Origin of the sequence: Methylotenera sp. N17, assembly GCF_000799155.1 — a bacterium.
GTDB lineage: Bacteria > Pseudomonadota > Gammaproteobacteria > Burkholderiales > Methylophilaceae > Methylophilus.
Genome location: NZ_JUGE01000001.1, coordinates 1969970 through 1982428 on the forward strand (window position 1 = coordinate 1969970; position 12459 = coordinate 1982428).

At 45.6% G+C, this 12459-nt stretch carries 15 protein-coding genes; 3 read left to right on the plus strand and 12 right to left on the minus strand.

Annotated elements, in window-relative coordinates; all coding sequences use genetic code 11:
* The first annotated feature begins 50 nt into the window (after positions 1–50).
* Both FG11_RS09295 and FG11_RS09300 read left to right on the plus strand, forming a co-directional pair.
* Positions 51–887, plus strand: coding sequence for a PDZ domain-containing protein (locus tag FG11_RS09295; protein ID WP_047534560.1), 837 nt, complete (start codon positions 51–53; stop codon positions 885–887).
* Positions 888–1005: 118 nt separating this feature from the next.
* Positions 1006–2997: a site-specific recombinase gene (locus tag FG11_RS09300; RefSeq protein WP_047534563.1), complete on the plus strand. Its 1992-nt coding sequence runs from the start codon at positions 1006–1008 to the stop codon at positions 2995–2997.
* A 21-nt stretch (positions 2998–3018) separates the two neighbouring features.
* Here the strand turns inward: FG11_RS09300 and FG11_RS09305 are convergent, their stop codons facing one another.
* Positions 3019–3252, minus strand: coding sequence for a sulfurtransferase TusA family protein (locus FG11_RS09305; protein ID WP_020182807.1), 234 nt, complete (start codon positions 3250–3252; stop codon positions 3019–3021).
* 29 nt (positions 3253–3281) lie between these two features.
* A complete protein-coding gene (yjgA, locus tag FG11_RS09310) occupies positions 3282–3800 on the minus strand; it encodes a ribosome biogenesis factor YjgA (protein ID WP_047536063.1) in 519 nt (172 codons plus the stop codon).
* A gap of 86 nt (positions 3801–3886) precedes the next feature.
* On the opposite strand from yjgA, the gene pmbA reads away from it, so the two are divergent.
* Entirely contained in the window at positions 3887–5212 is a 1326-nt protein-coding gene (gene pmbA / locus FG11_RS09315; protein WP_047534566.1) for a metalloprotease PmbA, read from the plus strand.
* 81 nt (positions 5213–5293) lie between these two features.
* Here the strand turns inward: pmbA and FG11_RS09320 are convergent, their stop codons facing one another.
* The 10 genes from FG11_RS09320 to FG11_RS09365 all read right to left on the minus strand — a co-directional run bounded on the left by FG11_RS09320 (position 5294) and on the right by FG11_RS09365 (position 12459).
* Entirely contained in the window at positions 5294–6055 is a 762-nt protein-coding gene (locus tag FG11_RS09320; protein WP_020182810.1) for an MlaA family lipoprotein, read from the minus strand.
* 215 nt (positions 6056–6270) lie between these two features.
* Positions 6271–7716 carry a cryptochrome/photolyase family protein gene (locus FG11_RS09325; protein ID WP_052185010.1) on the minus strand — a complete coding sequence of 482 codons (1446 nt, stop codon included), beginning with the start codon at positions 7714–7716 and terminating at the stop codon, positions 6271–6273.
* A 60-nt stretch (positions 7717–7776) separates the two neighbouring features.
* Positions 7777–8055, minus strand: a complete 279-nt coding sequence (locus FG11_RS09330) for a hypothetical protein (RefSeq protein WP_235276374.1) — start codon at positions 8053–8055, stop codon at positions 7777–7779.
* A gap of 104 nt (positions 8056–8159) precedes the next feature.
* The gene (gene rlmH / locus FG11_RS09335; RefSeq protein ID WP_047534569.1) at positions 8160–8627 is read right to left on the minus strand and encodes a 23S rRNA (pseudouridine(1915)-N(3))-methyltransferase RlmH; all 468 of its coding nucleotides are present in this window, start codon (positions 8625–8627) and stop codon (positions 8160–8162) included.
* Positions 8628–8645: 18 nt separating this feature from the next.
* A complete protein-coding gene (gene rsfS, locus FG11_RS09340) occupies positions 8646–9008 on the minus strand; it encodes a ribosome silencing factor (RefSeq protein ID WP_088177930.1) in 363 nt (120 codons plus the stop codon).
* A 43-nt stretch (positions 9009–9051) separates the two neighbouring features.
* Positions 9052–9432, minus strand: coding sequence for an aspartate 1-decarboxylase (panD, locus tag FG11_RS09345; protein WP_025224872.1), 381 nt, complete (start codon positions 9430–9432; stop codon positions 9052–9054).
* Positions 9433–9483: 51 nt separating this feature from the next.
* Positions 9484–10344, minus strand: coding sequence for a pantoate--beta-alanine ligase (gene panC / locus FG11_RS09350; protein ID WP_047534575.1), 861 nt, complete (start codon positions 10342–10344; stop codon positions 9484–9486).
* A gap of 12 nt (positions 10345–10356) precedes the next feature.
* Positions 10357–11169 carry a 3-methyl-2-oxobutanoate hydroxymethyltransferase gene (panB, locus tag FG11_RS09355; RefSeq protein ID WP_047534578.1) on the minus strand — a complete coding sequence of 271 codons (813 nt, stop codon included), beginning with the start codon at positions 11167–11169 and terminating at the stop codon, positions 10357–10359.
* Positions 11170–11302: 133 nt separating this feature from the next.
* Complete coding sequence (locus tag FG11_RS13710; RefSeq protein ID WP_047534584.1) at positions 11303–11683, minus strand: VPLPA-CTERM sorting domain-containing protein; 381 nt, start codon at positions 11681–11683, stop codon at positions 11303–11305.
* 128 nt (positions 11684–11811) lie between these two features.
* The gene (locus FG11_RS09365; RefSeq protein WP_020182821.1) at positions 11812–12459 is read right to left on the minus strand and encodes a deoxynucleoside kinase; all 648 of its coding nucleotides are present in this window, start codon (positions 12457–12459) and stop codon (positions 11812–11814) included.

A 12459-nucleotide genomic window follows, 5' to 3' on the forward strand; every position in this document is an offset into this window, starting at 1 on the left:
AATAGCCACATGAAGTGAAATCATATCATTTTCGACCTTAAAGGAAATTTATGCGCGACAATTCTGGCGTCAAGATAGTCAATATCACCGCCCCTCAAAATAAGCTAGCCCCACAATCCAAAGCATTAGCCATTTCAGCACGTCAACACATACAAAAAAAATGGATGTTACTGATGGCGTTTACAGTGTTAGCGCTTATTGTGAGTACGTTTGCTTCAGCCGACGAAAATTTATACGCCAAAAATTATAAAGCGCAGAATGCATATGGCTTGACCTCGGCACAGGCGAGCCTAGATACCAAAATGTATGTCAGCAACCATAAGGAAGAAGACAATATCAGCATGCTGGAAAATGGCTATGACATGATGGGCAGCAGTGGTTTTGAAGGCGGTGATGTGCCGGCAGACTTAGCGCTACAACATGGTAAAACGATTAAGGCCGATGTGGTATTGGTGTATAGCAAATATGGCTCAGCCAAATCGGCCAGTTCAAAAATGGAAATGATTCGCGAGGCAGTGAAATCTGGCAAATCGCTGACAGAAAAGGACATGGCGAGCGAGCCTACGGTGTATAAATACTATGCCAGCTACTGGGCCAAGCTTCCCACCCCAACTTTAGGGGTGCATGTCATCAAGTTAGTCCCTAAATCCGGCGATCCCGATCAGGCAACTGAAGTCCCCGGCTTACAACTGCTAGCTGTCATCAAGGAATCTCCTGCAGCCAAAGCAGGCCTGATCAGAGGCGACCGCCTATTAAAACTCAACAACGTGGTATTAGAAAAACCGGAAGACTTAACCTCTACCGTACGTCAATTAAAAGGGAAAGTCGTTAGCATCCAGTTTGTGCGTGATGACGTTGAACAAACGGCCACCGCGCAGTTGAACTAGCCATAAATTTACAACCATTATACTGGCTGTAAATTAGCCTGTTGCGGCTTCGGCGTGTGGCAGGCTTCCGTAAAATGTATGTTAAGCTGTGCTCAACAACCATCAAAATATACGCACAATGTTTCTAGATATCTTTAATAATTACAAACAAAAACTTGCCGCCTCACAAGCAGATACCACTGAATTTCTCGCCGCACTGATTGCCGAAATCCGGCCGAGTGACCCCAGTCACCATGAAGAAGCTGCGCACGCAATTCAGGCGTTATGCTTTACGTTGAATCAGCATGAAGAAGATGCCACGTTATTGAGAAACGCAATTCTTCATATTATCCAAGAAAAGAAATCGGTCTCATTGTTTGCGGATTCCGGCATTCAAACAAACCATGGATTTTTTGCCGAATTATTCCGACGTATCTCCCACCGTATCTTGCCAGACGCAATAGACACACAGTATCTGAAAGACGTGTTCGGGCTCATCTTCCATGTATCTTCCGATGCTGAATGGGTATGTGAAGTAGACGATGTCATATGGAAAGATTTATTTGCTACGTTGCAGTTTCAACGCGCTGACCACACGCTCAAAAGCAAAGCCAACAAGCAACTGGTAGACGCCATCCAGGTGCTATCGTATCGGCTATCTGCCTCTGGACTTGACTCTGATCTCATTAAAAATCATGAGCATTTGGAAAACTACACCTCACCTTTTATTATCCAGAATGTTGAGCTACATAAGCTCTTGTCTGAACAGCAGTTAACGCAAGCAGACATCAATCATATGCATGTCATGTTAGACCAGTGTCAGCTGGTGACGGATAAAGTGAGGAAGGGCTGCGAGCAAACCGGGACCAGCATCCAATTGACTGCTCTGATACAACGCATTCAACAACAAATCGCACGGTTACGGCAGCTCTTCCATATTTTCATTAGTGTAAGCAATCCCCAGCTGTCCGAGCCATCGGACGGTGAGCATGATGTGGCCGGCAAAGTCGTGCCATTATTTAAATCGCTGGTCGCCGCCGAGTGCGAGAAAAACAGTATTTCCAGTCACTGGCAACAAAACATGGAGTTGATGGCGTTACGCGTCACAGAAAACGCTGGCCGCACTGGGGAGCATTATATTGCGGAAAATCGTTCGCAATATTTTGCGCTGGTGAAATCCGCCATGGGCGCCGGACTTATCATCACCTGTATGGCGGTGCTAAAGGTGTTGATTACAACGGCGCACCTGCCACCACTGACAGAAACCATACTGGTAAGCCTTAACTATGGCCTAGGCTTTGTCATTATTCATGTACTACACTTTACAGTGGCCACCAAACAACCGGCCATGACTGCTGCCACGATTGCGGCGACGATTGGTGAAAGTGGTAGCAAAATCAAAAGTCTGGATAGCCTAGTGAAGATTGTTTCTCAAACCACTAGCAGTCAAACCAGTGCAGTTCTCGGCAATGTGATTATCATCATTCCATTTGCCATGCTGTTTGACCTGCTGATCCAGTATTGTACTGGCCACCATTTTATTACGCCAGAAAAGGCACATGCACTGCTCAAATCGAATGACCCGCTACACAGTGGCGCAGTAATTTATGGCGCAATGGCAGGAGTGTGTTTATTTTTGGCTGGGTTAATTGCTGGCTTTCATGACAATTTATCGGCGTTTAATAAAATTCCAGAACGCATCAATGCATTGAAATGGCTCAAGAAAGGCTTGGGCGAAGCACGCTTACAAAGCGTTTCCAATTACATTCGGGACAATTTAGGTGCCCTAGCCGGTAACTTCTACTTTGGTTGCTTATTGGGCATTACTTCTGGCTTGGGGGTCATGTTGGGCCTACCACTGGACATTCGTCACGTGACCTTTGTTTCAGCGTTTTTTAGCTTTTCCGTAAGTGCATTGGACTTTCAAATCACCTATACCATGCTGACGTTAGCGTTGCTTGGCATTGTATTAGTGGCGACTGCCAACCTGCTGACTAGCTTCTTTTTGGCACTGTATGTAGCGATGAAATCCAGAAAAGTACGCTTTGAGCATTGGCGTATTTTCACTAGAACACTACTTTCGCGTTTAAACCGACACCCAAACGAGTTCTTTTTTCCGCCTAAGGAATAAGTGATGCCTGATAAAAGTGGGCTATAACTTTTTGATCAACAACACGTGTTGATCAGCTTCTTTTGTCACATCTAATAACTCGAAAGAGTTATTAGAAATCAAAGTCCTAATGTTCTGTACAGCAGAGTCGCGCGCGACTGTCACTTTTAGTACATCGTTCACGCTGAGCAAGTCCAGTGTTTCCTTGGTTCTAATCATTGGGATTGGGCTGTCTGCATCCCCAAGATTTAATTGTGCTTGATAGTTCATCTCCATAGCCCTTCCTTTTATTCTTCAATTACTAATTACTCTTCGATGTGCTCACTTTTAGCTTCAATCGTTTCACGAATCAGCTTGAATAGCTCACGACTACTTTTAGGCGGCTTTTGTGCCGCTTCTTCTCGCTGCACATTACGTATCAATGTACGCAGCTGCTGACTATCCGTTTGCGGATATGCCAATAAAAACTCAGACACCGCCTGTGCGTCTGCTAGTAGGCGTGTGCGCCAACGTTCCATGCCATGAAAGCGCGCATTCTCTTCATTGTGCTTACCTTCCCAGCGTTGCAACTGATCTACGATGGGCGCAGGATCAAGGTCTCGCATCAATCGTCCTAAGTATTGCATTTGGCGTCTAATCGCACCGTTGGCTGTAATGCGTTTCGCTTCGATCACCGCCTCAAACAGGGCTTCCGGCAAATTCAGTTTAAGTAGTTTGTCTTTAGGCAAATCCACCAACTTTTTGCCAATCGCCTGCGCAGCATCGGCCTCTGCCTTAAGCTTAGTTTTACTGATTACTGGGATAATTGCGTCTTTATCTTGCATGATTTTTGATTGAGTGCGGCATGAAATATGCCAATCACGGTATGATAACAGCTTTAACACGATCATTTAACCCTTAAAGACTGTTCATGGATTTAGATACCTTAAAGCAAATCGCGGAAGACGTACTGAAACAGGCCAAACTCGCAGGCGCATCCAGCGCAGAAACCGAAGTAAGTTATGGCACCGGACAAAACGTTTCGGTGCGGCTGGGCGAAGTAGAGAATATTGAATACAACCGAGACAAAGGGGTATCGGTGACGGTGTATTTTCAAGACAGAAAAGGCCATGCCAGTAGTTCTGACTTAAGTCCAAAAGCATTAAAAGATACGGTAGAGGCTGCCTGTAATATTGCAAAATTCACCGCAAACGATCCATTTTGCGGGCTCGCAGATGCTGCACTCATGGCTACAGAATTTCCGGATTTATCGCTGTCTCACCCATGGAAAATAGGCGTTGACGATGCTATTGAGATTGCAAAGCAATGTGAGCGCGCTGCACTTGATGTGGACACCAAACGCATCACCAACTCCGAAGGCGCAAGTATCTATACCAACGCTGGCGTATTTGCGTACGCCAATTCACATGGGTTCAATCATGGCTATCCAAGCACACGTCATAGCATTAGTTGCTCGGTGATTGCAGAAGCAGAAGAGGCCATGCAGCGTGATTATTGGTATAGCAGTGCACGCGCCGCAGAAGACTTAGACTCAGCAATTGCAGTCGGCCGATGCGCAGGTGAGCGCACGGTGCGTCGTTTAGGCTGCAAACCAATTAAAACTGGCCAGTATCCGGTTCTATTTGAAGCACCGCTGGCTGGCAGCCTTATTTCCTCACTGATCAGCGCCATTTCCGGTGGTAGCTTATATCGTAAATCCTCATTTCTATTAGATAGCTTGGGCAAATCCGTAGGCGCGCCTTTGCTGAACATTCAGGAAGCCCCTCATCTGCTTAAAGGATCGGCAAGCAGCCCATTTGATAGCGAGGGCGTAGCAACGCATGCACGCCAATTGGTGCAAAACGGGGTACTGCAGGGCTATGTACTCTCAAGCTACTCGGCACGAAAGCTAGGTATGCAAACCACAGGCAATGCTGGTGGTGCGCACAATCTCATTGTGCAAGATACACAACACAGCTTTGACGATTTACTGAAACTGATGGGCACAGGTCTGTTAGTGACCGAAGTATTAGGGCACGGGCTGAACATGGTAACCGGGGATTATTCGCGCGGTGCCGCCGGCTTTTGGGTGGAGAATGGTGTGATTGTGCATCCGGTAGAAGAAATCACCATTGCCGGTAACATGAAAGAAATGTTGCAAAGTATTATTGGTATCGGTACCGATGTGATTCCGCATAGCTCGAAACTGATCGGCTCTGTTTTACTTGAGCGCATGACGGTAGCCGCCAGCGACTAAGATCATCCGGGTTGTTATACAATACAAAAGCCCCGAGTACGGGGCTTTTTTATTGTGCTAAATCGCGAGCTTGCGTGCTATTTACTTCGCTGGCTCTGCATCTTCTTCCGCAGGTTCAAAATCGCCATCGTCTTGCTTAATCAGATCTTGTGGCACTAAACCATCTTGCACTAAGCTAGCTCGGCGTTGCAAATAGGCATCACGTAAGAATGCATATGGGTCAATAGACGCGTTATCGACGATATCCGTAGCATCCAGCAACTGTGTACGTTTATCAATTAACTGAGCCGTGCGCAACTGATTGTGTAAGCGAACCTGACCAATGTTATGCGTATAAGTGATCGGGTCGGAAGTCACTGTATCTACCGCCAAACCAGCAGCATCTCTCACAGTACTTGGGCCAATAAATGGCAGCACTAGATAAGCGCCATTGCCTACCCCCCAGTGCCCTAGCGTTTGACCAAAGTCCTCGCTACGCTTTTCAATATTGTCCATGCTGGCTACATCAATCAACCCAGCCAAACCAAATGTGGTATTAATCACAAAACGACCGGCATCAGTAAACGCATGTGCGAATTTGAACTGTAATAAATCGTTAATGACAGTAGTGAGCGTGCCAATGTTACTAAAGAAATTGCTCACACCCTTGCGAATCGGTGATGGTGTCACCGTTTTATAAGCGGTTGCAACGGGCTTAATCAAGCCACGGTCAGCCACATCATTGAATTTGTAAATACCACGATTGACCCCTTCTAGCGGGTCTTTATTGGTTGCAGTTGCACATCCTGCGACCATACTGGTGAGCGCAACGGCAAAAAATACATGCTTTAATTGTTTGATCATTTGTTTTATCGCTTATTTTTAGTATTGGCAACAACCACCTAACACCAATATATGTAACACTACTTTAACAATTATTACTTACACTGGTGGGATTGTCCATAGCATCAAGCCAATACCTATCCCCTTTTTAAGTATGCCAAGCATAAATTAATCGCTTGTGTATGACAACCGAAACAAACCAAGCAATTCTCACACCAAGTATTGCATCATCACACTTATATCTTAGCCGATTTGTACAGATCCAGTGCCAGTGCTCGTTGTACGGCATGATCGACAATTGGATATGGGTAATCACGCCCGATTTCTAGTGCGATAAGTTGTTGCCTAAATGACGAAATTGTCCATGGGGCATGTATTTCTTTGTCACTACACATAGCAATTTCTGGCACATATTTGCGAATAAACTTACCTTGCGGGTCAAATTTCTCCGATTGCGAGACCGGATTGAAGATTCTGAAGTAGGGTTGCGCATCACACCCGGTGGAAGCGGCCCATTGCCAACCACCATTGTTGGCCGAAAAATCAAAATCAATCAGGTGTTGCGCAAAGTAGCGCTCACCCCAGCGCCAATCCACCAATAAATCTTTCACCAGAAAACTCCCAGCGACCATGCGCAATCGATTATGCATATACCCGGTCTGGTTCAACTGACGCATGGCAGCATCCACAAGTGGGTAGCCAGTCTTGCCTTCGCACCAGGCAAGGTAATGCGCTGGATTATTTGGAAAGTGCAACGCTTCATATTCTGCTTTATAAGCCTTACCTTCAGCCAAATCGGGCCGATGATACAAAATCTGAAAGTAAAAATCTCGCCAGATAAGCTCATTGAGCCAAGTTGTTGCACCTGCGCTTCCTTTTTGCCACGCGACTCTTGCCAAATAGCGGATGGATACCGTGCCAAAACGCAAATGTACCGAGAGATAAGAAGGGCCTTTCACTGCCGGAAAATTACGCGCCTCTTCGTAATAACTTATGCGCTCGAGAAAATCCTCAAGCAGCGCTTTTCCACCAGACATGCCTGTTGGCAGCTTCATGCTTTGCAGATTGGTGCGCGTGAATCCCATTTGCGCTAACTCGCGCAAGACATACTGCTGTGCGATTTCATCACTAGCTACAGCATAGTGATGGCGATAGGCATCAACCGGGTATGGCTTAACGTAGAAATCATTCAGCTTTTTGATATGCGCGTTACGATAGGGAGTAAACACACCATAAGGTTTACCGGCTTGCGACAATACCTCACCTTGCTCAAAAATGACTTGGTCTTTATATTGGTGAAAAGCAATTTTTTTGGCTTTTAAATGTGCGGCCACGGCGGCATCGCGTGCAATGGCAGCAGGCTCATAATCACGATTGCTATATACTGCATCGACTTGAAGTGTATGCGCCAACTGAGGAATAAACTGTTCGGCGAAATCATAAGCGACTAACAAATCGCCACCTTGCTGTTGCAAAGCCAACTTGAGCTCCCGCACACTCTCCCAAATAAACTCGACACGGCGATCTGCTTTGTTTGGTAGGGTATCTAGGATGTGTCGATCAAACACAAATACGCAGTAGACATTAGCGGCTTGTTTGAGCGCGTGATACAAGGCGGCGTGATCAAAATCACGCAAATCACGCCTAAACCAAACAAGTGCTTTTTGAATCTGTAAAGACATTGAGCAATGCGATAAATGAAAACCGCATTGTAAGCAATTTTGCTCAAAGATGTGCGGTCACTACCCTCGTGCACCAAAAAGATACTTAGCGGCGACTACTTCTTCTTTTTTTGCAGGTGCAGAAATAGGCACCACCTTTTGATCCAAAAAACCTAATTTATTTTGTAACTCTAGCGAAACCAGCAGCAGTTCTTCATCGCCCAATGTATCGGCTTGCTCAAAGACATGTCTCGCATACTCTTGATCTTTAACGACTTTTGCCGGATTAACAGGCCCAATCACCTTTCGCGCCGCAACAGAAAATTTTGACAACAGCACCAACAACTCATTATCCATCATTCAGAACTCTCCAAAAATTTTGGTAGACGCAATGCACAAATACCCTGAATTGCAACGACGCAACATGCACGATGCTGTATTAAGCAAAATGCATGCTAGATGGATTATTCTTTGTGATACGGATGATGTTGAATGACGGTATAACCGCGATACAGTTGCTCGCTAAGCATGACACGCACCAGGCCATGTGGCATAGTCAGCCGAGATAAACTCCACAACCAATTGGCTTTTTGCTTGAGGCTATCATGCAAACCATCGGCCCCACCAATGACGAGTGAGATGTCTTTGCCCAAGGTCTGCCAATGCTCCATTTTGGTAGCCAACTGTAAGGAAGTCACCTCTTGACCATGCTCATCTAGTACTACTAGGTAGTCTTTATCAGCAACCTCCAAAATACGCTTGGCTTCTGCTTCTTGCACTACCTCACTATTTTTACCTGAGGCACGCTTATCGGGTTTGATTTCGATGATTTCTGTTGCAAACTCACGTGGCATACGTTTTAAATATTCGGCACATGCCAACCCCACCCAATGTGGCATTTTATGGCCCACTGAGAGGATTTTCAGTTTCATGCAGGAGTTAAAGCGTGGTTAAACTGCTGAGGATTTCAAAACGTCTTGCGTCACATGGCCACTTCTGCGATTCTCGGTCTCGCTCCATAACTGCTCCAAGTTATAGTAAGCGCGCGCGGTAGGTACCATGATATGCACAATAATATCTTCTAAGTCGACCAGTACCCACTCGCCCTCTTTCTCGCCTTCGACACCGCGAATATCAACGCCTTTTTCTTTCAGCTTTTCGCGGACATTATCTGCAAGCGACTTAGCTTGGCGGCTGGAATTGGCGCTACAAATAATCATGTAACTAGTGAGTGAGGTCATTTTTCGCACATCAAGCACGGAAATATCAAACCCTTTGATGTCTTCTAACGCGTCAACGACCGCGTCTTTCATGGCTGTAAGTTCTAACAAGAAATTCTCTTTTATCTGAATGGCATTAAGCTGCTTGCACAGGGATGGATTTTTTTTGCTCTACAATGCGATTTTGCGGATCGACATAGACAAGTTGCGGCGCATATTTTTCTAATTCAATTTCCGTGTAATGCGCATAGCTGGCAATGATGATGATATCTTTAGGGTGCGCTTTGTGTGCGGCAGCCCCGTTGACAGAAATAATGCCGGAATGTCGCGCCGCACGGATAGCGTAGGTACTGAAACGCTCACCATTGGTCACATTATAAATATTAATCTGTTCATATTCACAGATGTTGGCTGCTTCCAATAAAGCCTCGTCAATCGCGCAACTGCCCTCATAATGCAACTCACTATGCGTGACATGCACTCGATGCAATTTGGATTTAAGCATGGTTCTTTGCATTGTGTTGACCTAACTTGGTTGCCTAACTCGGCGAAAGGGTTGCTATTATAATCATTTCAAGGGTTTAGCGCAAAATTCAATGTTATCAATCAAGCGTGTTTTACCTAATTTTGCGGCACCTAATACAACTAGTTGTATATCTTGCGGCGTAGCAGGCAATAAAGTCTGAGCAGACCGTATAGCCACATAGTCTACCTGCCACCCTTGCTGCGTCAACTGCTGTGTCGCTGCTTGCTCTAAGCTGACGTAATCATGCTGGCCCTGTAGGGCTTTCTCTTCCACTTCTTTTAAGGCACGAATCAATTGTGTGGCTTGCGTTTTCTCGGCAAAACTCAAATAGCCATTACGTGAGCTCATGGCTAAATTACTTGGCTCGCGCATGGTCTCACCCGCCACAATGGTCAACGGCAAATTGAATTGACGCACCAGTGCTTGAATAATGTGCAACTGTTGAAAGTCTTTTTTACCAAACACCGCCACTTGCGGCTGTACCATATTAAATAGCTTCAACACCACAGTTGCTACCCCCATAAAATGCCCAGGGCGCGTTGCTCCGCACAAGGTATTGGCAATGGGCGGCGGCTGTATGGTCATGGTTTGATGCAAATTGACGCCATCAAAATCCGGATAGACCTCACTCACCGTAGGCACAAACACATAATTGACGCCTAATTGCTGTAACTTCTCACAATCTGCCTCTAACGTGCGGGGATAATTGGCTAGGTCCTCATTCGCACCAAACTGCAACGGGTTGACAAATATACTCACCACTACACAACTTGCATGTTGCTTGGCTAATGCAACCAAATGCAAATGCCCGGCATGTAAATTGCCCATGGTGGGCACAAATGCGATATCAGCATGCGCACTTAGCGCGTCTCGCAACGCTTGTACAGAATGAATCAATTGCATACGACTCACCTCTTAATAGCTATGTTGCGGCGCAGGAAATGTACCCGCTTTGACTGCATGTATATAAGCGCGCACCGCGCTTTGCACACTGCCGGTTTCGCTCAAAAAATTACGCACAAAGCGCGGCGCTTTAAATGCATCTGCAGGCTTATTAGCGGACCCAGAGTAAATGCCTAACAAATCCTGCAGCACCAACACTTGGCCACTGCAATCCGCCCCTGCGCCAATGCCAATAGTTGGCGCGTTGATCGACTGTGTGATGGTTCTGGCCAATTGCGCTGGCACCATTTCCAACAAGACAAAACTCACGCCTGCATCACTCATCGCTTGCGCATCTTGCATGATGATATTTGCTGCTGATTCCGTTTTACCTTGAATTTTATAGCCACCCAATTGATTTACCGATTGCGGAGTAAAGCCAAGGTGCGCACACACCGATATGCCACGATCTATCAAGTACTTAGCCGTGTTTACCATTGCGCCACCACCCTCAATTTTGACGATATGTGCACCGCTATTGATCAACTGTTGCGCATGTTGCAAGGCAAGCTCTTGGTCATGCTCATAAGTGCCATAAGGCATATCGGCCATGATGACTGTTTGCCTTGCACCAGCAGCCACGGTGCGGGTGTGGTAACACATGTCTTGCAGCGTTACTTGTAAGGTATCAGTCTGCCCATGCAAGACCATCCCCAATGAGTCGCCCACCAACAATATGTCTACCCCTTCAGACTCCATCAACTTGGCAAAGGTAGCATCGTAACAAGTCAGCATGGCAAGCTTATCGCCACGCTGTATTTTTTGTGAAATATCAGATAAAAGCATGCCCTATTTTACAACTAAACACTGCCGGTTTTTTGATTGGTCAGTATTTTCATGGAAATGCCCATAAAAAAAGCAGCCTAACTTGGCTGCTTTAATCATAAAACTCAAGCGGCATTTGCAATACCACTAGCCGCTATTTAAATGTTTTACGGCGACGTGTGATGCCAAAAATACCTAGCGCAGTGGCCATCAATGGTAAGGATGCTGGTACCGGTACTGCGCTCACGTTATCATGACCGCCCTCATTAGGCACATCAACACAATTCACAATCTCATTAATAAGTTGCTTTGTTTCTTCTGTGAAAATCACAAAATTCTGCTCAGGGATTAGTGTAGAAACGTTCTGTTCAGCTGCAGGTGGTGTCACGATATTAGCTGGTGGGGTCGACACAGGTGCAGGCGGCTTCAAGAATGTAATACTAGCCACTGTAATCTTACCTAAACTTCCAATGACAACCGCGTTAGCGCTTGTTGCAGTAATTAATAAAACAAATACGATTGATAGTTTTTTCATGTCACACCCCTTTAGTTGTTTATTAATATCATGGGTGCATCATAGATAACAATTTGCAACACTTCAATGACCCACATGGGCTGACCCATTTGGGCTAACGCTTTAAAAAAATACAAATAATCAAACACTTACTCAAAGTTAGGATTAAAGTATTCTCGACTGCCTTTGATCTGGCTGATACGTTTGACCAGCAATTCCAGTGCCGACTCATCTTTAATAATATTGAGCTTTTCATTGTTCACAATTAACAGGCGCGAAGCATCATAGGTGTGAAAAAATTCGCTATAGGCATCTGCCAAACGTTCTATGTATTCGCGTGGAATTTCTTGTTCATAACTGATATTGCGCTCTTGAATGCGGTCTGCCAACTCATCCACTGGCGTTTGTAAGTAAATCACTAAATCTGGCTTGGGCGATTTGAGCTGCAAATGGGTATAAATTTGATGATAGAGTGCATATTCTTCATCATCTAAATTCAAGCGCGCAAACAAAGGATCTTTCTCTAAAAAGAAGTCCGCAACTGTTGGCTTGGCAAACATATCACGCTGTGTCATGTCGGCAATTTGTCTGGAGCGCTGAAACAAAAAGAACAATTGCGTAGGTAGCGCATAACGTTGCGCATCCTGATAAAAGCGCGGTAAAAACGGATTAATCTCGGCTTTTTCGGTGAGCAGCTCTGCCGAGAATTTTTCTGACAGCATTTTAGCCAACGTTGTTTTGCCACTACCTATCGGCCCCTCTACTACAATGTAAGGGAATTGATTGAATATACTCAT

Coding starts and splice junctions, on each gene's coding strand:
- panD (WP_025224872.1), bottom strand. CDS start 9,432: ATGCAAAGAACCATGCTTAAATCCAAATTGCATCGAGTGCATGTCACG.
- FG11_RS09365 (WP_020182821.1), bottom strand. CDS start 12,459: ATGAGTATATTCAATCAATTCCCTTACATTGTAGTAGAGGGGCCGATA.
- rlmH (WP_047534569.1), bottom strand. CDS start 8,627: ATGAAACTGAAAATCCTCTCAGTGGGCCATAAAATGCCACATTGGGTG.
- panC (WP_047534575.1), bottom strand. CDS start 10,344: ATGCAATTGATTCATTCTGTACAAGCGTTGCGAGACGCGCTAAGTGCG.
- FG11_RS09325 (WP_052185010.1), bottom strand. CDS start 7,716: ATGTCTTTACAGATTCAAAAAGCACTTGTTTGGTTTAGGCGTGATTTG.
- FG11_RS09295 (WP_047534560.1), top strand. CDS start 51: ATGCGCGACAATTCTGGCGTCAAGATAGTCAATATCACCGCCCCTCAA.
- rsfS (WP_088177930.1), bottom strand. CDS start 9,008: ATGAAAGACGCGGTCGTTGACGCGTTAGAAGACATCAAAGGGTTTGAT.
- FG11_RS09320 (WP_020182810.1), bottom strand. CDS start 6,055: ATGATCAAACAATTAAAGCATGTATTTTTTGCCGTTGCGCTCACCAGT.
- FG11_RS09300 (WP_047534563.1), top strand. CDS start 1,006: ATGTTTCTAGATATCTTTAATAATTACAAACAAAAACTTGCCGCCTCA.
- yjgA (WP_047536063.1), bottom strand. CDS start 3,800: ATGCAAGATAAAGACGCAATTATCCCAGTAATCAGTAAAACTAAGCTT.
- FG11_RS09305 (WP_020182807.1), bottom strand. CDS start 3,252: ATGGAGATGAACTATCAAGCACAATTAAATCTTGGGGATGCAGACAGC.
- panB (WP_047534578.1), bottom strand. CDS start 11,169: ATGCTTTTATCTGATATTTCACAAAAAATACAGCGTGGCGATAAGCTT.
- FG11_RS09330 (WP_235276374.1), bottom strand. CDS start 8,055: ATGATGGATAATGAGTTGTTGGTGCTGTTGTCAAAATTTTCTGTTGCG.
- FG11_RS13710 (WP_047534584.1), bottom strand. CDS start 11,683: ATGAAAAAACTATCAATCGTATTTGTTTTATTAATTACTGCAACAAGC.
- pmbA (WP_047534566.1), top strand. CDS start 3,887: ATGGATTTAGATACCTTAAAGCAAATCGCGGAAGACGTACTGAAACAG.